We start from the raw sequence: 26,457 nt of genomic DNA on the forward strand, positions 1-26,457 counted from the left end.
CACCCCCGACGCTAACGCCGACACGCCCCGTCCGCTCGATGAGCGACGAGGCGTGTCGGTGAAGATTGGGTAAACGAGACGATCCGGACAGATTGCCGGGCGTCGCGCCTAGACCAGGTTCCAGTCCTCGAGACCCTGGTACAGCGGAGCGGCGGCGGCAAGCTTGCTCACCCGGCCGCGCAGCGTCGCGGTGTCGGACGACCCCGTCAACGCGGCCGCGATGATCTCGGCGACCTCGGTGAACTGCTCGTCCCCGAAGCCGCGGGTGGCCAGTGCCGGGGTGCCGATGCGCAGACCGGACGTGACCATCGGCGGACGCGGGTCGAACGGAACCGCGTTGCGGTTGACGGTGATGCCGATCTCGTGCAGCAGGTCCTCGCCCTGCTGGCCGTCGAGCTGCGAGTTGCGCAGATCGACGAGGACGAGGTGCACGTCGGTGCCGCCGGTCAGCACGGTGATGCCCTTGTCGGTGACATCGGACTGCATCAGGCGCTCGGCGAGGATCTGCGCACCGGAGACGGTGCGGCGCTGCCGGTCCTTGAACTCCTCGCTCGCGGCGATCTTCAGCGCGACGGCCTTCGCGGCGATGACGTGCATGAGCGGGCCGCCCTGCTGGCCCGGGAACACCGCGGAGTTGATCTTCTTGGCCCACTCCTGCTTGGCGAGGATCAGACCCGAGCGCGGGCCGCCGAGGGTCTTGTGGACGGTGGTGGACACGACGTCGGCGTACGGCACCGGCGACGGGTGCAGGCCCGCGGCGACGAGCCCGGCGAAGTGCGCCATGTCGACCCACAGGTAGGCGCCGACCTCGTCGGCGATGGAGCGGAACGCGGCGAAGTCCTCGTGCCGCGGGTACGCGGACCATCCGGCGACGATGACCTTCGGCTTCTCGGCCACCGCGATGGAGCGGACCTCGTCCATGTCGACGCGGTGGTCGTCCTTGCTGACCCCGTAGGACGCGACGTCGTACAGCTTGCCGGAGAAGTTCAGCTTCATGCCGTGGGTCAGGTGCCCGCCGTGGGCGAGGTCGAGCCCCAGCAGCTTCTCGCCCGGGTTCATCAGCGCCATCAGCACGGCGGCGTTGGCCTGCGCGCCCGAGTGCGGCTGGACGTTCGCGAACTCGGCACCGAACAGTTCCTTGGCGCGGGTGCGGGCGAGGTCCTCGACGATGTCGACGTTCTCGCAGCCGCCGTAGTAGCGGCGCCCCGGGTAGCCCTCGGCGTACTTGTTGGTGAGCACGCTGCCCTGCGCCTGGAGCACCGCGCGCGGCACGAAGTTCTCCGACGCGATCATCTCGAGCGTGTCGCGCTGGCGCGACAGCTCGCCGGCCATGGCCTGCGCCAGCTCGGGGTCGAGGTCTGAGAGCGAGGCGGTGTTGACGTCGGTGCCGGGCACAACGGTCATCGAGGATTCTCCAAGCTGGGGACGGCAGGAATTCACCTACCAGTCTACGAACCTCACCCCCGGTCGAGGAACCCGGTCCCCTCGGGCAATGGCCCAGCTCACGCCCGCTCGTTACCGCAGGGCGCTGGGCACCAGCGGTTCGTCGAGCAGGCGACGGAACCGGTCGATGCGTTCCGCGCCCGCAGGGGCCTGCGCCAGCCAGCCACCGAGCAGGCGGTAACCCTCGACGTAGGTGCTGATGTAGGCGCGCCACAACGGCGACGACAGGAAGCGCAGCGACTGCCGGGCCCGCTCCGGGCTCGACAGCGACCAGCGCTGCAGGAAGGCGACGACGTCGTCGCCGGTGCGGCCGCGGTCGTGCAGGAGCAGGGCGGCGTCCTGGCGGACGCCGAGCAGGCCGGCGGACGCCTCGTGCAGCTTCTCGGCGAGTTCACCGTCGAACCGCAGGCCCAGGTCGGCGTAGATGTCCTGCGCCCACTGTCCCCAGCCGGGCCCGACGATCGTCTCGAGGGCGAGGTCTGCGAGCCCCTCGGCCATGAGGCACTGCGGGGTGTTGACGACGAAGAGGGTCTGCTCGTCGTGCCCGCCGGCGACGAGTCCGGCCTCCTTGCGGCAGTGTTCGGTGTGGTGGCCGGGGTAGGACTCGTGCGCGATCAGCCGCGGCAGGTGGGACATGTGCTGTTCGAGGTCGGAGTTGATCGCGACGCGGGAGCGGTAGTTGCCGAGGTAGTAGTTGAACCCGGACCACGGTTTGTCGCCGACCACCTCGTATTCGACGGTTTCGGTCTCGGGCAGTGGGAACACCGCGCGGACCCTGTCGCGCAGGGCGCTCGAGAAGGCGTCGACACACTCGGCGAGGCGGTCGGCGGGGACGACCTCGGACTTGCGGTGGGCCTGCACTCGCTCGGCGAGCGGGCCGCTGCCGGGCAGCAGCGCGTCGATGCGGCGGTGGGCCTCGCGGTACGCGTCCTCGTCGCCCATGTCGATATGCACGTCGAAGTAGGCCTCGACCTCGTCGACGAAGGCGATGTCCGCACCGGCGAACTTGCGGGCCGAGCATTCGAGGGCGCGCAGGTGCACGTCGAGGAAGCGGGTGCGCTCGTCGGAGAGCCCGGAGACGGGCAGCGCGGCCCGCAGTGTGCGCGCGGTGTGGGATAAATCACGAGGATCGGGGGCCGGCGCGTTCTCCACCCGGCCACGCAGGGCGGGGTCGCCGGTGAAGGCGTCGACGAAACCCTCCTCGAGCCGGTCGAATGCCAGGCCGAGCAGGAGATATTCGCGCACCAACGAGTCCGGGTCCATGCCCTGGCACCCTAGTCCCCCGGATCGGCCCCGTGCCTGCCGGCGAACCCGGAAACCGGACCCCGCGCGGCGAGCGGATGTGTCAGCGAGCACAATCGGCCGATATGGACATCCTTCGCCGCCAGCCATACCCGGGGTATGCCGCCGGGCCCGTCGTCGAGTCGGGAGTGTGCCGGTGGCGCGTCTGAGCGAGCCGAGTCCGTACGTCGAGTTCGATCGCAAGCAGTGGCGGACGCTGCGCAAGTCGACGCCGCTGGTGCTGACCGAGGAGGAACTGCGCGGCCTGCGCGGCCTCGGCGAGCAGATCGATCTGGCGGAGGTGGCGGAGGTGTACCTCCCGCTGGCCCGTCTGATCCACCTGCAGGTCGCCGCGCGGCAGCGGTTGTTCGCCGCGACCGCCACGTTCCTCGGCGAGAAGCACCCGGACCAGCAGGTGCCGTTCGTGATCGGGGTGGCCGGGTCGGTCGCGGTCGGCAAGTCGACGACGGCACGCGTGCTGCAGGCACTGTTGGCGCGGTGGGAGCACCATCCCCGGGTGGACCTGGTGACCACCGACGGCTTCCTGTACCCCTCCCGGGAGCTGATGCGTCGGAACATCATGCACCGCAAGGGCTTTCCGGAGAGCTACGACCGTCGCAAGCTGCTGCGGTTCGTCACGGAGGTCAAGTCCGGCGCCGCAGAGGTGGCCGCTCCGGTGTACTCGCACATCTCCTACGACATCATCCCGGGCCAGTACCACGTGGTGCGGCAACCGGACATCCTCATCATCGAGGGCCTGAACGTCCTGCAGACCGGTCCACGGCTGATGGTCTCGGATCTGTTCGACTTCTCGATCTACGTCGACGCCCGCCTCGAGGACATCGAGAAGTGGTATGTCGAGCGGTTTCTCGCGCTCCGCAAGACGGCGTTCTCCGACCCCGACGCGCATTTTCACCACTACGCGAACCTGTCGGACCGCGACGCCGTGGGGGCCGCGAAGGAGATCTGGCATTCGATCAACCGGCCGAACCTGGTGGACAACATCCTGCCGACGCGGCCGCGCGCAACGCTGGTCCTGCGCAAGGACTCCGACCATTCGGTCAACCGCCTGCGCCTGCGGAAGCTGTAGGCGGCTTCGCCGCCGGTGTGTCCTTCGGGCGGCGGAAACAGCCCGAAGGACACACCGCGGCTACGTCCCGAACCGGCGGTGCCGCGCCGCGAAGTCGCGCAGGGCGCGAAGGAAGTCCACGCGGCGGAACTCCGGCCAGTAGGCCTCGGTGAACCAGATCTCGGAGTACGCGCTCTGCCAGAGCAGGAAGCCCGAGAGCCGCTGCTCGCCGGAGGTCCGGATGACGAGATCGGGATCGGGCTGCCCCGAGGTGTAGAGGTGATCGCTGATGGCCTCGACCGTGACGGCCTCGACCAGGCCCTCGCCGTCGAGCCCCTCGGCCTGCTTGGCCCGGAGCAGGGCCTGCACGGCGTCGGCGATCTCCTGCCGGCCGCCGTAGCCGACCGCGACATTGACGTGGGTGCCGGTGCGCCCCTGCGTGCGCTCGGCGGCCTCGCTCAGCCGCCGGCCCAGTTCGTCCGGCAGCAGGTCGAGCGTGCCGACGATCTTGACGCTCCAGTTCTGCTCCGGTCCGGAGATCTCCTCGACGACGTCGGTGATGATCTCGAGCAGCGCCTCGAGCTCCTCGGGCTCACGTTGCAGGTTCTCCGTGGAGAGCAGGTAGATGGTGGCCCGCTCGATGCCGGCGGCGTCGCACCAGCTCAGCAGTTCGGCGATCTTCAGTGCGCCCATGCGGTGCCCGTGGCTGACGTCGGTGAACCCGTTCTCGCGGGCCCAGCGACGGTTGCCGTCGCACATCACGGCGACGTGCCGGGGGTGCTGCGCGCCGTCCAGCTTGCTCAGCAGCCGTCGTTCGTAGAGCTGATACAGCAGGCCGCGCGCGTTCACCCCGAGATCACCACGCGGGTCACATTACGCTCACGGTCGTCTCCGGTCGCAGCGGCGGTCGTGGCCGACGCCCGTGCGCAGGCCTCCACCCCGTCGCGGATCCGGCACACCGCGAAAGTTACGGAAGCGTAGGTTACTCTTCGGTATCGAAGGGAGGCCCGACCATGACGGTTTTTGGGATCGACGAACTGCCCGTGAAGCCGCGGATGCGCGGCTGGATCCATCTGTGGGCGTTCGGCGTCGCAGTGGTGGCCGGCATCGCGCTGGTGGTCCTGTCGCAGACCGTGGCCGATCCGCCCGCGGGCTGGTCGACGGTGATCTACAGCCTCACCGTCTGCGGTGTGTTCGGCGTGAGCGCCCTCTATCACCGCGTCCACTGGCACAATCCGCGGGCACGCACGTGGATGAAGCGTGCGGACCACTCGATGATCTTCCTGTTCATCGCCGGCAGCTACACCCCCTTCGCGACGCTCGCCCTGCCGCCGGAGACCGGCCGCACCCTGTTGTTCGTGGTGTGGGCCGGCGCCCTCGCGGGGGTCGCGCTGAAGATGCTCTGGCCCACCGCGCCGCGCTGGGTGGGAGTCCCGCTGTACCTGCTGCTCGGCTGGGCGATCGTCCCCGTCGCCGGTCAGCTGATCGACGAGGCGGGCATCGTCCCGATGGTGCTGCTGCTCGTCGGCGGCATCCTCTACAGCATCGGCGCGATCCTCTACGCCACCAAGTGGCCCGACCCGTGGCCGCACGTCTTCGGCTACCACGAGTTCTTCCACGCGGCGACCGTGCTCGCCGCGCTGTGCCATGCCGTTGCCGTGTGGCTGGTGGTGTTCGGGTAAACCCGTTCGGACAAAGATCACATCGGTGGCAGCCGCGGCACGGATCCGTAGACTCGGCCGGGATGACTGTTCAGCGACTGGCATTCGAACTGACCGAAACCAACCGGGAGTGGCTCGTCGAGCGGCCGCTGACGATCGCGGGATACCTCGTGGCAGCGCTGATCCTGAGGTATGTGCTGCACCGGTTCATCGACCGGATGACGAAGCCGCGGCACCAGAACGGCAAACCCGGCCTGCTCCGGCCCTTCCAGGAACGCGCCCCCAGGGGCCTGCCGGGCGTGCTGGTCAACGAGCGGCGCACGCAGCGCGCCGAGACGATCGGCTCGGTGCTCAAGTCCGGCGTCTCCGTCGTGGTTCTCGTCTGGTGCGTCCTGCAGATCCTCGGCACGCTCGGACTCAACGTCGCGCCGTTCATCGCGTCCGCCGGCATCGTCGGCGTGGCCCTCGGTTTCGGTGCGCAGAACCTGGTGCGTGACTTCATCTCCGGAATGTTCATGCTGCTCGAGGACCAGTACGGCGTCGGCGACGTCGTCGACCTGGGCGACGCGGTCGGCACCGTCGAATCCGTCGGCCTGCGGGTCACCACCGTCCGCGACATCAGCGGCACCCTCTGGTACTGCCGCAACGGCGAGATCCTGCGCGTGGGCAACATGAGCCAGGGTTACGCCGTCGCCGTCGTCGACTCCCCCATCGCCCACGCCGCCAACGTGCACCGGGCCTGCGAGGTGGCCCTGCGCGCGGCCCTCGAGACGGTCGAACGCGACGACCTGGCCGGCGACATCCTCGAGCCGCCCGAGATGCTCGGCGTCAACTCCGTCACCCCGGAGTCGGTGACGCTGCGGCTCACCGTGCGCACGCGTGCCGGCAAGCAGTGGGCCGTGCAGCGGGCGATCGCCCGCGCGGTGCTCGAGGCGTTCGACGGCAACGGCATCGACGCTCCGCTGCCGGCGCTGCTCACCCCGTCCCGCGCCGGCTGAGCCCCGGACCGCTCAGGCCGAGAGCGCCGCGCGCAGTTCGGCCTCCGTCGTGACCGGCCTGTCGCACACGTATCCGCGGCACACATACGCCGCCGGCCCTCCGTCGACCAGCGGGCGGTCGGCCAGCAACGGGGACGAGTCCGGGTCCCCGCCGACCACGACGGCGCCGCCGGGGGCCGCCTGCCGCACGACGGAGAGCAGCTCGCCGCCGCCGACCACGGCCACCTGGATCGGGCCGCGCACCGCCGCCTCGGCGACCGTCAACCAGTGCCCGGCCGAGCGCGGCGCCCGTTCGAGCAGCACCACCGCCGACCGCAGCGACGCGTCCGCCGCGTCGGCGTACCGCGGGTCCTCGGGCACGACCGCGGCGAGGGTGAGCAGGGCCTCGGAGATCAGCGCCGCCCCCGACGGGGTGGCGCCGTCGATCGGGTCACGAGGCCGCGCCACCAGGGTCTCGGCGTCGTCGGCGGTGTCGAACCAGCTTCCGGGCCGCGCCGGATCCTGGAAGTGCGTCAACGCGACGTCGGCGAGGGCCCGGGCCGGGTCGAGCCACGCGGCGTCGCCCGTCGCCTGGTACACCGCCAGCAGGGCGGTGACGAGGGCGCCGTAGTCCTCGAGCACACCCGCCGGGGCGCCGACCGTGCCGCCGAGGGAGGCACGCCGGAGCCGTCCGTCCACCAGGTGCAGGTCCAGCAGGGCCCGGGCGCAGTCGACGGCCGCGTCGACCCAGTCGGTGCGGCCGAACGCGGCACCGGCCTCGGCCAGCGCGGTGATCGCGAAACCGTTCCACGCCGTGACGACCTTGTCGTCGCGGCCGGGCTGCGGCCGCTGCAGCCGGGCGGCGAACAGCTCGGCCCGCACCCGCTCGTAGCGCTCGGCATCGTCCGGGTCGGCGAGCAGCTGCAGCACCGACGAGCCGTGTTCGAAGGTGCCGGCGTCGGTCACGGTGAACAGCTCGGCCGCCCACTGCGCGTCGTCGCCGAGGACCTCGGCCAGCTGCCCGGGGGTCCACACGTAGGTCAGGCCCTCGACCCCGTCCGTGTCGGCGTCGAGAGCGGAGGCGAAGCAGCGCCCGGCCGTGCGCAGGTCCCGCAGCAGGAACTCGACGGTCTCCTCGGTGACCCGTCGCACCCAGGGCGCCGACATCCGTCGCGCGAGGTGCGCGTACACCCGCAGCAGCAGCGCGTTGTCGTAGAGCATCTTCTCGAAGTGCGGGACCACCCACCCGGCGTCGACGCTGTAACGGGCGAAGCCGCCGGCCAGCTGGTCGTAGATGCCGCCCCGCGCCATCGCTTCGGCCGTCCGCTCGACGAGGGACAGCACGGCCGGGTTCCCGCTGCGCTCGTATCCGCGCAGCAGACCCTCGAGCAGCGCGGACGGCGGGAACTTCGGGGCGCCCCCGAACCCGCCGTGCACCGCATCCTCGTCGGCGGCGACGGCGGCGTCGGCGGCGTCGAGCAGCGCGGCGTCCACCGGGCGCTCGCCGGGAGCGAGGCCGCCGCTGCCGCGGCGCAGCTCGGAGACGATGGCGACGGCGGACCGGTGCACGTCGGCGCGACGGTTGCGCCAGGTCTCGGCGATCGCCTCGAGCAGCTGGGTGAACGACGGCATGCCGCCGCGCGGCATCTTCGGGTAGTAGGTGCCGCAGTAGAACGGGGCACCGTCCGGGGTGAGGAAGCACGTCATCGGCCAGCCGCCCTGCCCGGTCATCGCGACGGTGGCGTTCATGTAGATCGCGTCGATGTCCGGGCGTTCCTCCCGGTCCACCTTGATGCACACGAAGTGCTCGTTCATCAGCGCGGCGGTGGCCTCGTCCTCGAACGACTCGTGCGCCATCACGTGGCACCAGTGGCACGCCGCGTACCCCACGGACAGCAGGACCGGCACGTCCCGCTCCCGGGCCCAGGCCAGCGCCTCGTCACCCCACTGGTGCCAGTGCACCGGGTTGCCGGCGTGTTGCCGCAGGTAGGGGCTGGTCGCCTCGCCGAGGGTGTTCCGGTTGCGGGTGCCGGGCACCGACGGCTCCGGGGGTGTCACGACGCGCCCGTCAGTTGGTGGCCATCGGGGGCTGGGGGTGGTCGGGTTTGCGGCTCTCCGCGGCCCCGCGATCGGTCCCCTCGTCCGCGGCCTGGTCCGGCTCCGGATGCTCGGGCTCGAACGTCTCGGGCAGCTTGCCGAGCCGCTTGTTCATCGAGCGGATCAGCAGGGCGGTCGCCACGAGCAGGATCACGATGAGCGCGAGACCGAGCGGCGACGCCTTGCCGAATTCGGGGCCGGTGGGGTCCTGGGCCAGAACCTCGGCCGCCAGCATGCCTACCGTCATCTCACCTGTCCGTCCTCGAGGCCCGCGAACAGATCCGTTTCGGGGATCGCCGTGTGCACGCGGGTCTTGGCCAATTCGAATTCCTCCGTCGGCCACACCTTCTGCTGGATGTCCAGCGGCACGGCGAAGAAGGAGCCGTTGGGGTCGATCTGCGTCGCATGGGCGCGCAGTGCGTCGTCCCGCTTCGGGAAGTAGTCGCTGCAGGTGATCTGCGTGGTCACCCGCGCCATGATGTCGCCCTGCTCGGTGCGCCACCGCTTGAGCCATTCCTCCATGGGGAACGGTTCGCCGCGCCGCTCGTACTCCTCGCGGAACAATTCCAGGCGCTTGCGGATGAACCCGTGCGAGTAGTACAGCTTCTGCACCTTCCACGCCGGGCCGGCCTCGGGGAACCGATCCGGGTCGCCGGCCGCCTCGTACGCCGCGACGGAGACCTCGTGGCAGCGGATGTGGTCGGGGTGCGGGTAGCCGCCGTTCTCGTCGTACGTGGTCATCACGTGCGGCCGGAACTCGCGGATCACCTCGACGAGCTTGCGGGTCGGTTCCTCGAGGGGCACCAGCGCGAAGCAGCCCTCGGGCAGCGGCGGCTTGGGGTCGCCCTCCGGCAGCCCGGAGTCGACGAAGCCGAGCCAGCGGTGCTGCACGCCGAGGATGCGGGCGGCCGCGGCCATCTCCTCGCGCCGGACCTCGGGCATGCGGTCCTGGATCCCGGGGATGTCCATGGCGGGATTGAGGATGTCGCCGCGTTCACCCCCGGTGAGGGTGACCACCAGCACCTCGTGCCCTTCCGCGGCATAGCGGGCCGTCGTGGCGGCACCCTTGCTCGACTCGTCATCGGGATGGGCATGCACGGCCATGAGCCGTAGTCCGCTCACGTCTTTCCTCCACCTCGCCGTCGGCTGCATCGTCGCGGCCCGGACCACCGGCACTGCGAGCCGGCGTCCTGGGTTCCTCCCCTATAGTTCCACCTGACACGTCCATCGTCAGCCACGCCCCCGCGGCCTTCGCGGGTGCACGAAAGTAAATGTGATGACCGACACCACCCCGATCGACCGCTACCCGACCGGCCGCTACCCGGCGACGGGCGGATCCCGCCGCACCTGGTTGTGGGCGCTGGTCGCGGTCGGGCTCGTCGTCGGGGTGGTCGGGGCGTTCCTGCTCTACCAGAAGTTCGGCACCCCGGAGATCGAGAGCGACGTCGTCACCTACACCGTCGTCGACGACTCCACCGTCCAGGTGCAGTTCACCGTGACGCGGAAGGATCCGTCGCAGGAGGCGGTGTGCATCATCCGCTCGCGGTCGAAGGACGGGTCCGAAACGGGCCGCCGCGAGGTGCTGATCCCCTCGTCCGAGTCCGGCACCCTGCTGATGGACGCACCGGTGGTGACGTCGCAGCGCCCGGGCATGGCGGACATGTACGGCTGCAGCTTCGACGTGCCCGAATACCTGCGCGCACACTGACCGCACGCTGCGGATTCCGTGGTGGAGACCACGTTGGTGCTAGAATCGCCGGATACACGGTTCCACCCTTTGGGGCCGTGTATTGCTGCATAGGAAGCAGTGCGGTCCTGTTCGCCACTGGCTTGGGGGGAACGTTCGAGGGATCCGCGTTGCCGTCGTCGCTGCGAGTGCGGCGACCAGTCGACGGAGCCGGGGGCTCCAACCCGAAGGAAGTGATCGAGGATGACCGAGACCCAGGTGACCTGGCTGACACAGGAGTCGTACGACCGACTCAAGGCAGAACTCGACCAGCTCATCGCGAATCGTCCCGTCATCGCGGCCGAGATCAACGAGCGCCGTGAAGAGGGCGACCTCAAGGAGAACGGTGGTTACCACGCCGCTCGCGAGGAGCAGGGTCAGCAGGAGGCCCGGATTCGTCAGCTGCAGGAACTGCTGAACAACGCGAAGGTCGGTGTTGCGCCCACCCAGTCCGGCGTCGCGCTGCCCGGCTCGGTCGTCACGGTGTACTACGACGGCGACGAAAGCGACAAGGAAACGTTCCTCATCGCCACCCGTGAGGAAGGCGCCCGGGGCAACGAGATCGAGATCTACTCGCCCAGCTCCCCGCTGGGCGGTGCCCTGATCGACGCGAAGGTCGGCGAGACCCGCGAGTACACGCTCCCCAACGGCAGCACCATGAAGGTGACGCTCGTCAGCGCGGAGCCGTACCACAGCTGATCGGCAGCAGCCGCCTCGCGGCGCGGCCGGCACGACGTGAAGGGCCCGACCGGTCTCCGGTCGGGCCCTTCTCGCGCGCCCGGGGCAGGCGGTTCAGAGCAGGCGCCGGGCCTTCATGCCGGGGAAGACCGCGCCGACGCGCACCACGTCCCCGAACGTCGGGGCGTGCACCATCTGACCGCCGCCGATGTAGATGCCCACATGCCCCGGCCCGTCGGACTGCCAGTTGCCGAACACCAGATCCCCCGGCCGGGCCAGCTGGATCGGGATCTCGGTGCCGACCCGCCACTGCGTCTGCGAGGTGCGCGGCAACCTCACCCCGGTCGCCGCGTACACCGCGTACGACGTCAGGCCCGAGCAGTCGAACCCGCCCCCCGACGGACCGTTGACGTTGCCGCCACCCCACACGTACGGCAACCCCAGATACCGGAACGCCAGGTCCACCACCCGGTTGCCGGTCTCGGTCATCCCCGGCAACCCCAGCCCGAAGAACGGCGAGAGCAGCCGCGCGAACACCATCTCCGTCGCCCGGATCTTCGCCACGTACGGCTTGGTCTGGTTCTCGTAGTCCGGCGACCCCGACGGCATCCCCCCGGACCGGCGCACCGCCCCCAACCCGGCGTTGTACGCCGCCAACGTCAGGTCCAGGGTGTCCCCGCGCACCACCCCCTGCGCCTTCCACTGCTCGATCTGCCGGTAGTTGTCGCACAACAGATTCCCCGACGCCATCACCGGATCGGCGATGCCCAGCACATCGGCCCGCCCGTCCCCGTCGGCGTCCTTGCCGTAGGCATCCCAGGTTCCGGGCATGAACTGCCCCGGCCCCTTCGCCCCCACCGGCGAGACCGGGGCGCTGGGCCCGTACCGGAAGCCGTTCTCCGCCGAGTACAGCGCCGCCAGCACCGGCGCGCCGACCCCGTCGCACAACTGGCCGGCCTTGCGCAGCCACGGCGCGAACACCGCGATCGCGCCGATCGGCGCCAGGTTCGTCCCGGGCAGGATCGCCGGGATCGACGGCAACGTCACCGCGCCGCCACCCCACGCCGGACCCGGCGCCCACGCGCCGCTGCCCGTCGCCCCGGTGGCCGGCGCCCCGAACACCGACGGCCGTCCCGCCGGCGCGGCCGGCGCCGGCACCGACGGCACCTGTTCGAGCACGGCCTGCACCGGGTTCTCCACCGGCGCCGGCGGCGGTTCGAGCACCGCGGCCGCCTCCGCCGGCAGGTGCGGCATCAGCGCGTCCTTCGCCGCCGACGTCGCGTCCGCCACGGCCTGCTCCGCCGCCGGACGCATCGGCTCGGGCAACCCCGCCACCAGATCGGCGACCTGCCGGTCCGTGGTCGCGGCGGAGGCTTCGGCCGATGCCTGGAACGACTCGACCGCCTGCGTCACCTGTTCCTTGATCTGATCCGGGATGTCCGCTCCCTGTACCAGGGCACTCGCCGCCGTGGCCACCGCCACAATCACCGCCGACGGGTCAACTGACATACGCGAACTCCCCATCCCTCAGACGACCGCCTTCACCGTACTTGTGATCTCTGTCACCGGTGCGGTTTCGTTACTTGGATATCATATATATGTAAGAACCTGTTCCAGTTTGGCTGTTGTGACGCGCCACACAGCGAACTCGAAGTTACATCAACAGGGAACGCGGCGCTCGATCACCGCGCGGTCGACCGGGAGGTTCGGGGGTCGAGAGGGCGGTTCCTGCGGCCACATGCGAGAAAGGGCGCCCACATCCGCCCCCTCGGCGCAGTCACATCCGGGTTTACGCCTCCAGTGCCTGCTCGATGTCCGCGACGAGGTCGGCGGCATCTTCGATGCCGACGGACAGGCGCACCAGGTCTTCCGGGACCTCGAGCAGCGACCCGGCGGTCGAGGCGTGCGTCATCGCGCCCGGGTGCTCGATCAGCGACTCGACACCACCGAGGGACTCGGCGAGGGTGAAGATCTCGGTGCGTGCGCAGAAGTCGAGGGCAGCCTGCTTGCCGCCGGCCAGGCGCAGCGAGACCATGCCGCCGAACCGGCGCATCTGCTTCGACGCGACGGCGTGGTCGGGGTGCGCCTCGTGGCCGGGGTAGATCACCTGGGCGACGGCGGGATGCCCGTCGAGCAGCTCGACGATCTTCTCGGCGTTGTCGCTGTGCCGTTCCATCCGCAGTGCCAGCGTCTTGATGCCGCGCATCGTCAGGTACGCGTCGAACGGGCCCGGGACGGCGCCCGCACCGTTCTGCAGGAACGCGAACCTGGTGTCGAGTTCCTCGTCGTTCGTGACCAGCGCGCCGCCGACCACGTCGGAGTGGCCACCGAGGTACTTGGTGGTCGAGTGCAGTGCGACGTCGGCCCCCAGGGCCAGCGGCTGCTGCAGGTACGGCGACGCGAACGTGTTGTCGACCACGATCTTCGCCCCACCGGTGTGCGCGACGTCGGCGAGGGCCGCGATGTCACCGATGTTGAGCAGGGGGTTCGTCGGGGTCTCGACCCACACCAGCTTGGTGGTGGGCCGCATCGCCTCGCGCACGGCGTCGACGTCCGAGATGGGCGCGGGCGTGTACTCGATGCCCCACTGCGTGAACACCTTGTCGATCAGCCGGAAGGTGCCACCGTAGGCGTCGTTGGGGATGACGAGGTGATCGCCGGGCCGCAGCACCGAACGCAGCAGGCAGTCGGTGGCGGCCATGCCGGAGCTGAACGCCCGGCCGAAGGTGCCCGCCTCGATGGCCGCGAGGTTCGCCTCGAGCGGCTTGCGGGTGGGGTTTCCGGTGCGGGCGTACTCGAATCCGCCGCGCATCCCGCCGACCCCGTCCTGCGCGAACGTCGAACTCGCATAGATGGGGACGTTGACGGCGCCGGTCGCCGGGTCGGGATCGTATCCGGCGTGGATCGCTCGGGTGGAAAAGCCGTGGCTGCGCTGCTCACTCATGCGGCTCAGCCTAGTCGGGGGCACACGCCGGTGGCCTGGGGAACACACCCCGGGCCACCGGCGCGGCCGCTACGAGCCCGCGCTGATGAACCCGAGCAGGTCGTGACGGGTGATCACGCCGACGGGCTTGCCGTCGTCGATGACCAGCAGCGCATCGGTGTCGCCGAACGCCTTCGTGGCGGCGGCGATCGACTCGCCGACACCGATCAGCGGCAGCGACGGGCTCATGTGCTTCGCGACGGGGTCGGCCAGCCTCGCGCGGCCCTCGAAGACGGCGCTGAGGAGCTCGCGCTCGCTGACGCTGCCCGCGACCTCACCGGCGGTGACGGGCGGCTCGGCACCCACGACCGGCATCTGCGAGACCCCGTACTCGCGCAGGATCTCGACGGCGTCGCGGACCGTCTCCGACGGGTGCGTGTGCACGAGGGCGGGCAGCTCCCCCGACTTGCTGCGCAGCACGTCGCCGACGGTCGAATCGTCCGGCTTGCCGTCGAGCGGGGCCCGCAGGAAACCGTACGAGGCCATCCACTTGTCGTTGAAGATCTTCGACATGTAGCCGCGCCCACCGTCGGGAAGCAGTACCACGACGAGCGCGTCCGGTCCCTCGCGCTCGGCGACCCTCAGGGCGGCGACGACGGCCATGCCGCACGACCCGCCGACGAGCAGGCCCTCCTCGCGGGCGAGACGCCGGGTCATGTCGAACGAGTCCGCGTCGGAGACGGCGATGATCTCGTCGGGGATCGAGGGGTCGTAGGCGCTGGGCCAGAAGTCCTCGCCCACACCCTCGACGAGGTACGGGCGACCGGTGCCGCCGGAATAGACGGAGCCCTCCGGGTCGGCGCCGATCACCTTGACCTTGCCGCCGGAAACCTCCTTGAGGTAGCGGCCGGTGCCGGTGATGGTGCCGCCGGTGCCGACGCCGGCGACGAAGTGGGTCACCTTGCCGTCGGTATCGCGCCAGATCTCCGGGCCGGTGGTCTCGTAGTGGCTCTCCGGCCCGGCCGGGTTGGAGTACTGGTCGGGCTTCCAGCCGCCGGGCAGTTCCCGGGCGAGCCGGTCGGAGACGCTGTAGTAGCTGTCGGGATGCTCCGGGGGCACCGCGGTCGGGCACACCACGACCTCGGCGCCGTACGCGCGGAGCACGTTGCGCTTGTCCTCGCTGACCTTGTCGGGACACACGAACACGCACTTGTAGCCGCGCTGTTGCGCGACGAGCGCGAGACCGATGCCGGTGTTGCCGGAGGTCGGCTCGACGATGGTGCCGCCCGGTTTCAGCGCACCCGAGGCTTCGGCGGCGTCGACCATCTTGACCGCGATGCGGTCCTTGGAACTGCCACCGGGGTTGAAGTATTCGACCTTCGCCGCGACCAGCCCCGAACCCGGCTTCGTCACCGAGTTGAGCTTGACCAGCGGCGTGTTTCCGATGAGACCGACGACGGAATCCGCTATGCGCATTCCTCCATGGTCTCAGATGCCTCTGCACAACGCCGTTCCGGCTGCTCGAGCGACGCATACGACGCACACTGGACACGGCAACTTCAGGGTGTGGCCGTCCTCTCGGAAAGGTGATCCACCGTGCCCCGAACTTCGTGGCGTGCCGCGGCGCTGGCCGGCGCGACGGCCGTCGCCGCCGGCTCCGGCGCCGGCGGCGCCTCGTGGCTGACGTACACGTACCTGATGCGCCAGGCGACGGAAGCGAGAGGCGTCATCGGCCGCACCTGGGCGAAGCCGCCCGAGGCGGACGGGGTGTACCTGCCCGGAGCGCAGTCCCCGGTGCCGTGGCGCCGCGACGTGCCGTTCGACCTGCACCTGATGATCTTCGGGGATTCGACGGCGGCCGGCCTGGGCTGCGCGAGCGCCGCCGAGGTGCCCGGGGTGCTGCTGGCCCGCGCCCTGGCCGACGAGTCCCGTCGCCGGGTCCGGCTCAGCACGAAGGCGATCGCGGGGGCCACCTCGCGAGGCCTGGCGGGGCAGGTCGACGCGATGTACGTGGCGGGACCGCCGCCGGACGCGGCCGTCATCCTGGTCGGTGCCAACGACGTGACCGCGAAGCAGTCGCTGCATCGTTCGGCGCAGCGGCTGGGCTCGGCGGTGCACCGGCTGCGCGCCGGCGGCGCCGTCGTGGTCGTCGGCACGTGCCCCGACCTCGGGGTGGTCGGCGCGATCCCCCAGCCGCTGCGCACGGTGGTGCGGACGTGGGGGCGGCAACTGGCCCGCGCGCAGGCCGCGGCGACGCGCGCGGCCGGTGGGCATCCGGTGCCGCTGGCCGACCTGTTGACGCCCGAGTTCCTCTCCGCGCCGGACCGCCTGTTCTCCGCGGACGGGTTCCATCCCTCGGCCGCGGGATACGAGCTGGCGGCCCGTCACCTGCTGCCGGTGCTGGCCGCCGCGCTGGGTCACTGGGCGGGCGGTCCGGTGCCGGAGCCGCCGCTGACGTCGGCGGCTGCCCGGCTGTGGCTGCCCCGGACACGCCGCGGGCCCCGGGAACGGCTGTTCCCGGGGCCCGCGGTCGGCACGGTGGCCGGAGAGATCGGCTAGTCGTTCTGGAAGTACGACAGCAGGCGCAGGATCTCGACGTACAGCCAGACCAGGGTGACGGTCAGACCGAAGGCAACGCCCCACGCGGCCTTCTCCGGCGCCTGGGCGCGGATGAGCTGATCGGCGGCGTCGAAGTCCAGCAGGAAGCTGAACGCGGCGATGCCGATGCAGACGAGGCTGAAGACGATCGCCAGGGTGCCGCCGTCGCGCAGGCCCAGGCCGCCGTCGACGAAGAAGCTCGCCACCAGGTTGCCCAGCGCCAGGACGAGGACACCGATCAGCGCGCCGACGATCATGCGCGTCAGGCGCGGGGTCACGCGGATCGCCCCGGTGCGGTAGACGACGAGCATGCCGAAGAACACGCCGAACGTGCCGAGCACCGCCTGGACGATCAGGGTTCCGCCGCCGGCGCCACCGAAGGTGATGTCGGTGAACATGAACGACAGCGCACCCAGGAAGAAGCCCTCGGCGACGGCATAGGCCAGGACGATGGCCGGGTTGTCCATCTTGCGGCCGAAGGTGGCCACGAGGACCAGGACCAGGCCGATGAGACCACCGCCGATGACGAACGGCGCGGCCAGATTCACGTTGCCGTTGACGAGGACGTAGGAGATCAGCGCCGAGATCGCCAGCACGCCGAGCGTGATGCCGGTCTTGGTGACGACGTCGTCGATCGTCATCGACCGCTCGGTGGTGGGCCGGGCCCAGGGGTCCGCCTGCGCGTACTGCGGCTGGCCGAATTGCTGGGTGACCTGCGCGGCGCCCGCCGTCGCAGAGCCGAACGTGGCGTATCCGCCGCCCTCTTGCTTGGGCAGGTTGCGGAACACCGGGTTACTGGTGGTGCGCACCGTGCACATCCCTTCTCGTGGTCGGTTCTGTCCGTTCAACGATCCGCGGACGCCGGGAGTTCCCCGGACCGGAGCCGAGCACGGACAAACCGGACTCTACCGGGTGCGCACGGAGCGGGTCACGGTGAACTTACGGTTGCGTCCTGCAACTTCTGTGCGGCCGACCGTCCGCTGCAGCATCCCACGATAGTTCAGGTGGGTGTTGTAGACGGTCCACAGTTCACCGCCCGGGCGCAGCAGCCGGGCGGCCGCGTCGAACATCTTCACGGCCGCGCCGGTGTGCACGGCGGCGCCGACGTGGAACGGCGGATTACACAGCACCACGTCGACGGAGGCGTCCGGCAGCGACCCGGCCACGTCGTCGCGCAGGACCTCGACCCGGTCCGCGACGTGGTTCGCGGCGGCGGTGGCGGCGGCCGACGCGACCGCCGCGGCCGACTGATCGGTGGCGATCACCCGCAGCCCGGGGAACCGCCGGGCCGCCGCGACGGCGAGGATGCCGGTGCCGCAGCCGAGGTCGACGGCAGTCCTCGCGTCGCGTGGCAGCCGGGGCAGGAAGTCCAGCAGGAATCGGGTGCCGATGTCCAGGCGGGAACCGGCGAACGCGGCCCCGTGCGCGACGACGGTGAGCCCGACGTCGGTCACCGTCTCGGTCACCGGGTAGGTCGGCTCGGCGGCGATCGGGCCGCGGGCGGTGAGCACCCGTGACTTCTGCCGGCCCCGGGAGGCCCAGACCTCGGTGAAGCTCCGGGCCAGCACCTCGTTCATCGCGGGCGTGATGTGCTTGTCGCGGCCACCGGCGAACACCGTCACGCCGGGGTCGGCGTGCCGGGCGACGGTCTCGGCGATCTCGGTGAGCGCGGCGAGCGACCGCGGCAGCTGCAGCACCACCACCCGGGCCCCGGTGAGCAGATCGGCGCCGAGACCGTGCACGGTGAAGCGATCGGACAGGCCCTCGCGCGCGGCGTTCGCGGCCAGGGCCCGCTCCCCCACCACCGAGTCCTGGTGCACCCGGATCCCCGACGCGGAGTACCGCACGGCGACGCCGAGGGTGAGGGCGCCGTAGTGGTCGTCGATCACCGCGACGGTCCCGGCCGGCGCCGCGGCGAGCGCGGCGTCGGCTTCGTCGAGGATCAACCTGTCGGCGGCGTCGACGGCGACCAGGTTGGGCGCCTCCACGTCCGGGAGGCGCCGCAACCGGCCGAACAACTCGTCGCCGGCAGCAGAGTCGCCGGTCAGCACTGCCCCTTGCCGGCGTTCTCGACGGCGCGCAGCGTTTCGGCCTGCTGTTCCTCGCTCAGCTCCGCCCAACCCGGCAGCGACTTCTGCGCGTCGGCGACGGAGGTCGCGGCCTGGGTGCGGTCCTGCCCCCAGGATTCGAGCTGGTCGAAGTACGGCACCAGGGCGCTGCAGATCTGGTCGTAGCTCTGGCCCAGCTCGATGCCGGTGCTTCCGGTGACCTGGCTCGTGCTCGGCGCGGCGGTGGTGGACTCGGTGGTCCCCTCCCCTGCGGAGCCGGAGTCGCCGGACGATCCGCAGGCCGCCGCGAGCAGCACCGCACCCGTACCGAACAGCGCCGCGAGAGTCTTCTTCATCGTTTCCCAATTCCGATCGCAGTGTCGTTTCCCGGAGTTTCCGGCCGTCGTTGCCGGGAGGCCCGGCCGGACAACGGTAATGGAGAACCGGCGATCGATCCGTGTCGTGCCCGCCACACCCGGGACTATCCTGGAGGAATCCACGTGAGGTGAGTGCCCCGATGGCAGAGAACGATCCACTCGCCACCCGGCGAGCCCCGGTCTCCCACGCCGGCGCGGCGGAGGACGAGACCGTCGAAGATCTGCGCCTCGCGGGGTTCGCGGACGCCGTGGAGATCGGCCGCGGCGGTTTCGGGGTGGTGTACCGGTGCCGGGAGACGGCACTAGACCGCACCGTCGCGGTGAAGGTGCTCACCGCGACGCTCGACGCCGACAACCTCGAACGGTTCCTCCGCGAGCAGCGCGCGATGGGCCGGCTCTCCGGGCACCCGCACATCGTCACCGTGCTGCAGGTCGGCACGACCGGCAGCGGCCGGCCCTACCTGGTGATGCACTACCACCCGCACGACTCGCTCGAGGCCCGCATCCGCCGCTACGGACCGCTGCCGTGGCCGGACGTGCTGCGCATCGGCGTCAAGCTTTCCGGGGCGCTCGAGACGGCACACCGGGCCGACGTGCTGCACCGCGACGTCAAGCCCGCGAACATCCTGCTCACCGAGTACGGCGAACCGCAGCTGACCGACTTCGGCATCGCGCGCATCGGCGACGGCTTCCACACCTCGTCGGGCGCGATCACCGGCTCCCCGGCGTTCACCGCGCCGGAGATCCTGGCCGGCACGCCGCCCACCCCGGCCGCCGACGTCTACGGCCTGGCCGCCACCCTGTTCTGTGCGCTGACCGGGCACGCGGCGTTCGAGCGGCGCCGCGGCGAGCAGGTCGTCACACAGTTCCTGCGGATCACGACCGAACCGGTCCCGGATCTGCGTAGCACCGGCGTCCCGGACGACGTGTGCTCGGCCCTCGAGCGCGGCATGGCCACCGAGCCGGATGCCCGTCCGCAGTCCGCCGCGGAGTTCGGGGAGCTGCTGCAGCAGGCGCAGGAGCGCGGCGGCTGCGACGTGGACGAGATGGCGCTGCCCGTGGGTCCGGACAGTCTCGGGCCGCTGCCGGTCGCGGGGACCACGCACACCACCGGACCGCACCCCACGCCCACCGCGATCACCACGCCGCCGGTGCCGGCGACCCGATTCCGGCCGCAGGCACCCACCCGGCCGCTGGTGAAGCGCACCCGGCTCATCGACCGGCTGCGCCTCGGCCGGCGCCGCCGCCTCGTCGCGATCCACGCCCCGACCGGGTTCGGGAAGTCGACGCTGGCCGCCCAGTGGCGGGAGGTACTCACCGCCGAGGGTGTTGCGGTGGCGTGGCTCGCGGTCGATCGGGACGACAACAACGTGGTGTGGTTCCTCACCCATCTGATCGAGGCGTTCCGGCAGGTGCGTCCGCAGTTCGCCCGTCAGCTGCGGCAGGTGCTCGAGGCCCACGGCGACGACGCCGAGCGGTACGTGCTGTCCACCCTGATCGACGAGATCCACCGGGAGGAGGCGCCGATGGCCCTGGTGATCGAGGACTGGCACCTCGTCACCGCCCCGGGGACCGTCGCCGCACTGGACTTCCTCCTCGACCGCGGGTGCCATCACCTGCAGATCGTGGTGACCAGCCGGAGCCAGGCCGGCTTACCGCTCAGCCGGATGCGGGTCCTCGACGAGCTCATCGAGATCGACTCGGACGCCCTGCGTTTCGACGCCGAGGAATCCGATGCCTTTCTGCGCGACGTGAGCGGCCTGGACCTCGAGCCCGAGGACGTCCGCGACCTGACCGACGTCACCGACGGCTGGGTCGCCGCGCTGCAACTGGTGTCGTTGTCGCTGCGCGACAGTGAGGATCCGACCGGGCTGATCGAGAACCTCTCCGGCCGGCACCACGCCATCGGCGAGTTCCTCGCGGACAACGTGCTCGACACCCTCGAGCCGGAGGTGTACGAGTTCCTGCTCGCGACGTCGATCACCGAGGAGATCACCGGCAGCCTCGCCACCGCGCTCACCGGCGACCCGCACGGGCAGGCGATGCTCGAGCAGATCGAGGAGCGGGACCTGTTCCTGCGCCGGGTCGACGACGAGGGCCGCTGGTTCCGCTACCACCGGCTGTTCGCGGACTTCCTGCGCCGCCGGCTCGAACGCGATCACCCCGAACGCGTGGGCGCGCTGCACCACGCCGCCGCGGAATGGTTTGCGCGCCAGCACATGCTGCGCGAGGCCGTGGACCATGCGCTCAGCGCCGACGAGCCGGAACTCGCGGTCGAGATGGTCGCCGCCGACGGGATGCTCCTGGTCGAGCACTCCCACATGACGACGCTGCTGGCGCTGGTCGCGAAACTGCCGCCGCGTGGGGTGGCGGCGCATCCGCAGCTGCAGATGACCGTCGCGTGGGCGAACGCGTTGCTGCAACGGGCCGACCAGACCCGCGTCGCCCTCGCCGCGGCCCGGGGATGCCTGAGCTGCTGCAACGCGCCCGAGGAGGACATCGCGGTCCTGCAGGTCGAGGCCGACGTCGTCGACGGTGTCGTCGCCGCCTCCACCGACCACACCGCCGGCGTCGCGGACAAGGTCGCGCCGTGCCTGGACGACCCGGACACCTTCCGCCCTTGGGTGGTGTCCGTCGCGGCGAACGTGGCGACCTTCGTGGACGTCTACCGGTTCGACTTCGAGGCGGCGCGGCGACGGCAGCGGTGGGCCGAGCCGTACCACCGGGCCACCAACGGCCCCTTCAGCCTCGTGTACGGGCTGTGCCTGCTCGGCATCGCGGCCAACGAGCAGCTCGACGTCGCCACGGCCGAAAGGCACTTCCGCGCGGGGTTGCGGGCCGCCCGCAAGGGGGGCGGCGTCCACACCCATGCCGCGCGCCTGGCCGCCGCCATGCTCGGGGAGCTGCTCTACGAGCAGGGCCGGATCGCCGAGGCCGAGGCTCTGCTCGACGAGAGTCACGAGCTCGGAACCGAGGGCGGCGTACCGGACTTCATGATCGCCCGGTTCGTCACGGCCGCGCGGCTCAAGGCGCTGCGCGGCGACCGCGCCGCGGCGGCGGCACTGCTCGACGAGGGAGCGCGGGCCGCCGACGACTACCGGTTGCCGCGGCTGCGTGCCCGGGTGATCAACGAACGCGTGCGGCTCGGCCTGCCGGTTCCGCGGCCCGCCCCGCGGGAGATGCCGGATTCCGACGCCCCGGATCCGGACGGCATCGCGGAGATCACCGCGCAGGTGGAGGACGCCACCGCCATCCGTCTCCTCTACGGCACGGGCCGGGCCGAGGACGTGGCCCGGGCCTGCGACTGGGCCCGGCTGTGGCATCGCCGGGTGTCCGGCCGCGGCCGGTACCGCGCCGAACTGCAGGCGGCGCGGCTGCTCGTGGCGTGCCTGCACGCGGCCGGACGTCTCGAGGAGGCCCAGGAGGTGCTGGCCCCCGCGGTGGCCACGTGCGGGCGGCTGGGCATGCTCCGCTATCTCGTCGACGGTGGAGCCCATGTGGTGCAGGTCCTCCCGTTGCTCCGCGACCGGCTGCAGACTCTGCTGTGGCCCCCGGACTGGCCGGCGGTGGACGAGGCCTTTCTCGACGAGATGCTGCGGCTGACGGAGTCGGGCGGCACGAGCACCGCGCTCTGAGCACCGGCCGTCGGGGCACGCGTCGGCGGACGGGTAGGGCAGACTGCGAACGTGACCGCTGCTGTTCCCGACCACGTCCGCACCCGGCTCTGGCGCGACGGACGGCTCGTCGCCGAGAACTATCCGCTGGCCGAGGTCTCCGAGCACCTTCAGGACGAGGGGGCCCTGGTGTGGGTGGACCTGCACGATCCGACGCACCGCGAGCTGTCCGACGTCGCGGACGAGCTGGATTTCGATCCGCATGCCGTCGAGGACGTCGTGGCGCACGCGGAACGCACGAAGGTCACCCGCTACGCCACCCACACCTTCATGACGATCTACGCCACGTCGCTGGCGGACGAGAGCGAGCCGGCCGATGCGCACGGGTCACGGCTCAGGATCACGCGGGTCTCGGTGTTCGTGGTCCCGCGCGGCCTGGTCACGGTGCATCGGGGCACCGGATTGGACGTCGGCGAGGTGATGCGGCGCTGGGACGACAACTCCGATCTGCTCCGGCACGGCACCGCCGCGTTGCTGCACGGGCTGCTCGACGTCGTCGTCGACGGCCAGTTCGAGACCATTCAGGGGCTCGACGACGCGATCGAGGAACTGGAGGACGGGTTGTTCGACGAGCGCGCGCACATTCGCGCGCTCCAGCGTCACACCTACCGGGTACGCAAGGAACTCGTCCAGCTGCGCCGGGTCGTGCTGCCGATGCGGGAGGTGGTGGCCGCGGTGATGCGGCACCGGGCCGAGCGGGGAAACTCCGTCGAGCTCGACGGCTGGTACACCGACCTGTACGACCACGTGATCCGCGCGACGGAGTGGACCGAGTCGCTGCGCGACATGGTCACCACGGTTTTCGAGACCAACCTGTCGCTGCAGGACGCGCGGCTGAACATGGTGATGAGGAAGCTCACGGGGTGGGCCGCGATCATCGCCGTGCCCACCGCGGTGACGGGCTGGTACGGCCAGAACGTGCCGTACCCCGGCTTCGGGCAGTGGAGCGGGGTGTTGTCGAGCACCGCGATCATCGCCGGGTCGGCGGGGATGCTCTACATCGTGTTCAAGCAACGCAACTGGTTGTGACCGGCGCGGCCCGCGTCCGGCCGTGCTACGAGGTTCCTTCGGTGTCGTCGAAGAACCGCCAGTCGTGGTCGCCCTCGACCCTGACCTCCATACGCCAGCCCAGCTCGCTGTTGTCGGCCTTGGAGTCCACGAACCAGGCGTGCGCGTCGTCCGCGCTCTCGATGTCCTTGGTCGCCACCACTTCGCCCTTGGGGTCGATCACTCGGTAAGTAGCCATGCCCGGGGCTTTCCCCGGTGACGCGGCGGCCAAACCCGCGGCGCGGGGGATTGAGCCGTCCCCGCGGCGCGGGGATTGAGCCGACGCGCTGTGGGGTAACCGGCAGGGGAAGCGACCACGGACGAAGGAGGAGACATGGCTGATTTCATCGACAAGGCCAAGCACAAGGCGGAGGACGTGTCCGGTCAGGCCAAGGAGGGAGCGGGCCGCGCGACCGGTGACCGTAACCTCGAGGCGGAGGGCCGGGGCGACCAGGCGTCGAGCAGCCTCAAGCAGGCCGGCGACAAGATTTCCGACGCCGCCGGCAAGGTCAAGGACTCGTTCAAGAAGTAGTGCCGCGGCACGCATGCACGTGGCCTCGTCGACCCTGTCGACGAGGCCACGGCTCATGTCCGGGGACCGTCAGCGTCCCTCCCCGGGGCGGGTCTGCTCCCCGGAGGCCGGGTCGCCGTACTGCTCCTTCGAGAGCGGGATCTGCGTTCGGGTGGGGCCGTGTTCGGGCGGGAGGTCGTCGTGCGGCCCCTCCGGTGCCACGTACTCGTGCAGTTCCCGGGGACCCTGGTCGAGCCGGAACGGCGGGTACTCGTCGCGCAGCAGGGCCGCGTAGGCCCACACGCGGAACCGCCAGCGGTTGATGCCCACGACGAGATCGAACAACCCGCTCGGGTAACGGGCGGTGAACAGCAGGGCGATCGCCGCGACGAGCACGAGAATGCCGAGCAGCGACCACGAGTAGGTCCACACCGCGTCGTCCCAGTCGTCGCCGTTCCCCGACGCCGCTGTGGCCCCACCCCCGACGAGCACGGCGAGGATCAGATAGTGCGGGACGGCGAGCAGCCACCACTTGACCAGCACCAGTCCCCGGGAGAGGCGTTCCGGGTAGGGGACGTCGAAATCGGCGGGATAGTCCGTGCGGTGCAGCGTGAAGGGCGGATACCGGTCGGTGCCCAGGGCCGCGTAGGTGTAGAACCCGACGCGCCACCACCACCGCATCACGCCGACGTTGAAGTCGAACAGCGGCCGTGGGTAGCGGCCGGTGAACAGGATCGCGAAGCCCGCGACGATCGTCGTGACGAAATGCGCGATCGCGAGGAAGAAGAGCACGATGTAGTGCGGGATCGCCAAGAGCCACTTCACGAGCCACAGCCCGCGCGACGGCGCGTCCGGATCGCCGCGCAGCATCACCGGATAGGAGCCCGGGGCGACGGCTGCGGGAGGCGGAGCGTGCGCCGCGGGCGGGCCGTGCCGGCCGAGTCCCACCGCTCCGAGGACGAGCAGCGGCACCCCGATCACCAGTAGCACGAGCCCGCTGATCAGCAGCCACAGCGCGAGCGGTCCCAGGAACGGGAACTGGGCGCCCGCCTGCAGGTCCACCGCCACGCCCGGGGTGGCGTCGGCGTTCATCACGACGATCGACCACACCCCTTCCTGGAATTCCCAGCGCAGCTCCTGGGTGCCCGGGCCGGAGGCCGACGCGGCCCAGAAGTCCTCGTCACCGGGCACGCGGGCGGGGTCGTCGCCTGGGATCTCGCGATACTCGGCGCGGAACGGCTCGAACCGGACGTCGGTGATCTCGGCGTGCGCGACGCCGGACAGGAAGGCGTCGACCTCCGCCTGCGGGCCGATGCCGACGAACACCGGCCGGCCGGGATCCTCCGACGCCGCACGCAATCTGAGCCGGCCGAGGTCCTCGGCGCCGAAACCTGTCGGCGCGTCGTCGAAGACCAGGTCGATGCGCTCGGAGACGAGCGCACTCGAGTCGGTGCGGTACCGCTCGGTGGGAGCGGTGAACCAGCCGTCGTCGCGCTGGGCGAAGTATCCCCAGCCGAGCACTCCGGCGGCGACGAGCAACGCCAGGCCGAGCATCGACAGCAGGACGCCTACAACGAACATGACGATCTTGCCGGCCTTCATATCGGCCTCCGATTCGCAGTGTCGTACACGCGGTCCGCACTCACCGTAGACGCCACCGAACAGGACGAACAAGACTTTGCCTCACCTCGCCGCGCCGCACCCCGCGACACGTCACGCACAGGTTCCATGCGCGTAACGCATCGGCCACCTCCCGCCGTGTAGGGTGACTGCATCGACGACACGTCTCGGTCGATCGCTTCCGATCGGGCGAGTACAGCGTGATTTCGGTCGAGCACCACCAACCGAGCCCTGTCCCGTGACCGTCCTACCCGCATACCGGGTACGGGTGTAGCGGCGGCAGCGTCGGGGTACCACAGCTGCGGCTCCGCCGCCCCGACCCGGCTCGCCGGCCCGAAAGGACATCATGCACAACGAAACCGAGTTCCAGACGCCGCTCTTCGTCGAGCCCACCACTCCCGGCGACGAGGGGAACACCGAGCCCGTCGCGACCTCGCAGCCGCCGAGCGGTCCGTACGACTACCACGGCATCTTCTCCGCCCGGGCCTGACCCGCGTCGCTGCCGGCCCGGATTGCGGGATGACAAGCCCGCCAGACGATCCCGGCAGTCTCCCTGTCCTAGAGGCCCGTGCGACAGGGCCGCCGTCCGGAAGGCGTACAGTGGACGGCGGCCGGTGGGGAAGACCCGGCCACGCGAACGCCCCGGCCCCGCGCCGGGGCGTTCGTCATTCCGGACGCCGTTCGGTCGACGATTGGAATCGGCCGGGAACGGGAACGCAGTCCGAGG

24 protein-coding genes are annotated in these 26,457 nt (G+C 70.7%); 10 read left to right on the forward strand and 14 right to left on the reverse strand.

Going from position 1 to position 26,457, the window contains the following annotated elements:
• Positions 1-108: 108 nt before the first annotated feature.
• Both glyA and OCS65_RS21205 read right to left on the reverse strand, forming a co-directional pair.
• Entirely contained in the window at positions 109-1,404 is a 1,296-nt protein-coding gene (glyA, locus tag OCS65_RS21200) for a serine hydroxymethyltransferase (protein WP_263507523.1), read from the reverse strand.
• 111 nt (positions 1,405-1,515) lie between these two features.
• On the reverse strand, positions 1,516-2,706 hold the full coding sequence (locus OCS65_RS21205) for a DUF885 domain-containing protein (protein ID WP_065922855.1): 1,191 nt from the start codon (positions 2,704-2,706) through the stop codon (positions 1,516-1,518).
• 175 nt (positions 2,707-2,881) lie between these two features.
• Here OCS65_RS21205 and coaA point away from each other — a divergent pair, with 175 nt between their 5' ends.
• Complete coding sequence (gene coaA, locus OCS65_RS21210; RefSeq protein WP_006940397.1) at positions 2,882-3,814, forward strand: type I pantothenate kinase; 933 nt, start codon at positions 2,882-2,884, stop codon at positions 3,812-3,814.
• A gap of 60 nt (positions 3,815-3,874) precedes the next feature.
• Here the strand turns inward: coaA and OCS65_RS21215 are convergent, their stop codons facing one another.
• Positions 3,875-4,642 (reverse strand): isoprenyl transferase, encoded by a 768-nt coding sequence (locus OCS65_RS21215; protein ID WP_006940394.1) that lies wholly within the window; start codon positions 4,640-4,642, stop codon positions 3,875-3,877.
• 164 nt (positions 4,643-4,806) lie between these two features.
• On the opposite strand from OCS65_RS21215, the gene trhA reads away from it, so the two are divergent.
• Positions 4,807-5,475: a PAQR family membrane homeostasis protein TrhA gene (trhA, locus tag OCS65_RS21220; protein WP_006940391.1), complete on the forward strand. Its 669-nt coding sequence runs from the start codon at positions 4,807-4,809 to the stop codon at positions 5,473-5,475.
• Positions 5,476-5,537: 62 nt separating this feature from the next.
• Positions 5,538-6,452: a mechanosensitive ion channel family protein gene (locus OCS65_RS21225; protein WP_006940390.1), complete on the forward strand. Its 915-nt coding sequence runs from the start codon at positions 5,538-5,540 to the stop codon at positions 6,450-6,452.
• Positions 6,453-6,464: 12 nt separating this feature from the next.
• Here OCS65_RS21225 and OCS65_RS21230 read toward each other — a convergent pair whose 3' ends face one another.
• From OCS65_RS21230 to mca, 3 genes are read right to left on the reverse strand one after another with little or no spacing between them, the layout of a single operon-like run.
• Positions 6,465-8,489, reverse strand: a complete 2,025-nt coding sequence (locus OCS65_RS21230) for a thioredoxin domain-containing protein (protein WP_043799697.1) — start codon at positions 8,487-8,489, stop codon at positions 6,465-6,467.
• Positions 8,490-8,499: 10 nt separating this feature from the next.
• Positions 8,500-8,775, reverse strand: coding sequence for a hypothetical protein (locus tag OCS65_RS21235; RefSeq protein ID WP_006940388.1), 276 nt, complete (start codon positions 8,773-8,775; stop codon positions 8,500-8,502).
• On the reverse strand, positions 8,772-9,650 hold the full coding sequence (mca, locus tag OCS65_RS21240; RefSeq protein ID WP_029542206.1) for a mycothiol conjugate amidase Mca: 879 nt from the start codon (positions 9,648-9,650) through the stop codon (positions 8,772-8,774). The genes OCS65_RS21235 and mca overlap by 4 nt, the downstream gene beginning before the upstream one ends.
• Positions 9,651-9,804: 154 nt before the next feature.
• Here mca and OCS65_RS21245 point away from each other — a divergent pair, with 154 nt between their 5' ends.
• Positions 9,805-10,236 carry a DUF4307 domain-containing protein gene (locus OCS65_RS21245; protein WP_029542204.1) on the forward strand — a complete coding sequence of 144 codons (432 nt, stop codon included), beginning with the start codon at positions 9,805-9,807 and terminating at the stop codon, positions 10,234-10,236.
• A 222-nt stretch (positions 10,237-10,458) separates the two neighbouring features.
• Entirely contained in the window at positions 10,459-10,953 is a 495-nt protein-coding gene (gene greA / locus OCS65_RS21250) for a transcription elongation factor GreA (protein ID WP_003935085.1), read from the forward strand.
• Between the two features lie 93 nt (positions 10,954-11,046).
• Here greA and OCS65_RS21255 read toward each other — a convergent pair whose 3' ends face one another.
• The 3 genes from OCS65_RS21255 to OCS65_RS21265 all read right to left on the reverse strand — a co-directional run bounded on the left by OCS65_RS21255 (position 11,047) and on the right by OCS65_RS21265 (position 15,331).
• On the reverse strand, positions 11,047-12,441 hold the full coding sequence (locus OCS65_RS21255; protein ID WP_065922858.1) for a bifunctional lytic transglycosylase/C40 family peptidase: 1,395 nt from the start codon (positions 12,439-12,441) through the stop codon (positions 11,047-11,049).
• 280 nt (positions 12,442-12,721) lie between these two features.
• Positions 12,722-13,876 carry a cystathionine gamma-synthase gene (locus tag OCS65_RS21260; RefSeq protein WP_006939059.1) on the reverse strand — a complete coding sequence of 385 codons (1,155 nt, stop codon included), beginning with the start codon at positions 13,874-13,876 and terminating at the stop codon, positions 12,722-12,724.
• Between the two features lie 69 nt (positions 13,877-13,945).
• Positions 13,946-15,331, reverse strand: a complete 1,386-nt coding sequence (locus tag OCS65_RS21265; protein WP_006939058.1) for a cystathionine beta-synthase — start codon at positions 15,329-15,331, stop codon at positions 13,946-13,948.
• A gap of 120 nt (positions 15,332-15,451) precedes the next feature.
• On the opposite strand from OCS65_RS21265, the gene OCS65_RS21270 reads away from it, so the two are divergent.
• Positions 15,452-16,414 carry an SGNH/GDSL hydrolase family protein gene (locus OCS65_RS21270; protein WP_050034817.1) on the forward strand — a complete coding sequence of 321 codons (963 nt, stop codon included), beginning with the start codon at positions 15,452-15,454 and terminating at the stop codon, positions 16,412-16,414.
• On the opposite strand, the gene OCS65_RS21275 is transcribed toward OCS65_RS21270, so the two are convergent.
• From OCS65_RS21275 to OCS65_RS21285, 3 genes are all read right to left on the reverse strand, one after another.
• A complete protein-coding gene (locus OCS65_RS21275; RefSeq protein ID WP_029542200.1) occupies positions 16,411-17,262 on the reverse strand; it encodes a Bax inhibitor-1/YccA family protein in 852 nt (283 codons plus the stop codon). The two genes, OCS65_RS21270 and OCS65_RS21275, sit on opposite strands and share 4 nt — an antisense overlap.
• 96 nt (positions 17,263-17,358) lie before the next feature.
• On the reverse strand, positions 17,359-18,504 hold the full coding sequence (locus tag OCS65_RS21280; protein WP_263507535.1) for a class I SAM-dependent methyltransferase: 1,146 nt from the start codon (positions 18,502-18,504) through the stop codon (positions 17,359-17,361).
• Complete coding sequence (locus OCS65_RS21285; RefSeq protein ID WP_006935793.1) at positions 18,498-18,857, reverse strand: hypothetical protein; 360 nt, start codon at positions 18,855-18,857, stop codon at positions 18,498-18,500. Before OCS65_RS21285 ends, OCS65_RS21280 begins: the two co-directional genes overlap by 7 nt.
• Before the next feature lie 161 nt (positions 18,858-19,018).
• On the opposite strand from OCS65_RS21285, the gene OCS65_RS21290 reads away from it, so the two are divergent.
• Both OCS65_RS21290 and OCS65_RS21295 read left to right on the forward strand, forming a co-directional pair.
• Positions 19,019-22,513: a serine/threonine-protein kinase gene (locus OCS65_RS21290; protein WP_065922860.1), complete on the forward strand. Its 3,495-nt coding sequence runs from the start codon at positions 19,019-19,021 to the stop codon at positions 22,511-22,513.
• Positions 22,514-22,564: 51 nt separating this feature from the next.
• The gene (locus OCS65_RS21295) at positions 22,565-23,581 is read left to right on the forward strand and encodes a magnesium transporter CorA family protein (RefSeq protein WP_006935791.1); all 1,017 of its coding nucleotides are present in this window, start codon (positions 22,565-22,567) and stop codon (positions 23,579-23,581) included.
• Between the two features lie 25 nt (positions 23,582-23,606).
• On the opposite strand, the gene OCS65_RS21300 is transcribed toward OCS65_RS21295, so the two are convergent.
• Positions 23,607-23,798 (reverse strand): hypothetical protein, encoded by a 192-nt coding sequence (locus OCS65_RS21300; RefSeq protein ID WP_029542193.1) that lies wholly within the window; start codon positions 23,796-23,798, stop codon positions 23,607-23,609.
• Positions 23,799-23,933: 135 nt separating this feature from the next.
• On the opposite strand from OCS65_RS21300, the gene OCS65_RS21305 reads away from it, so the two are divergent.
• Positions 23,934-24,131 carry a CsbD family protein gene (locus OCS65_RS21305; protein ID WP_263507540.1) on the forward strand — a complete coding sequence of 66 codons (198 nt, stop codon included), beginning with the start codon at positions 23,934-23,936 and terminating at the stop codon, positions 24,129-24,131.
• A 69-nt stretch (positions 24,132-24,200) separates the two neighbouring features.
• On the opposite strand, the gene OCS65_RS21310 is transcribed toward OCS65_RS21305, so the two are convergent.
• Positions 24,201-25,712 carry a DUF4389 domain-containing protein gene (locus OCS65_RS21310; RefSeq protein WP_263507542.1) on the reverse strand — a complete coding sequence of 504 codons (1,512 nt, stop codon included), beginning with the start codon at positions 25,710-25,712 and terminating at the stop codon, positions 24,201-24,203.
• A gap of 364 nt (positions 25,713-26,076) precedes the next feature.
• Here OCS65_RS21310 and OCS65_RS21315 point away from each other — a divergent pair, with 364 nt between their 5' ends.
• Positions 26,077-26,220 carry a hypothetical protein gene (locus OCS65_RS21315; protein ID WP_006935784.1) on the forward strand — a complete coding sequence of 48 codons (144 nt, stop codon included), beginning with the start codon at positions 26,077-26,079 and terminating at the stop codon, positions 26,218-26,220.
• Positions 26,221-26,457: the final 237 nt, after the last annotated feature.

It is taken from the genome of Rhodococcus aetherivorans (assembly GCF_025722975.1).
Classification (GTDB): domain Bacteria; phylum Actinomycetota; class Actinomycetes; order Mycobacteriales; family Mycobacteriaceae; genus Rhodococcus; species Rhodococcus aetherivorans.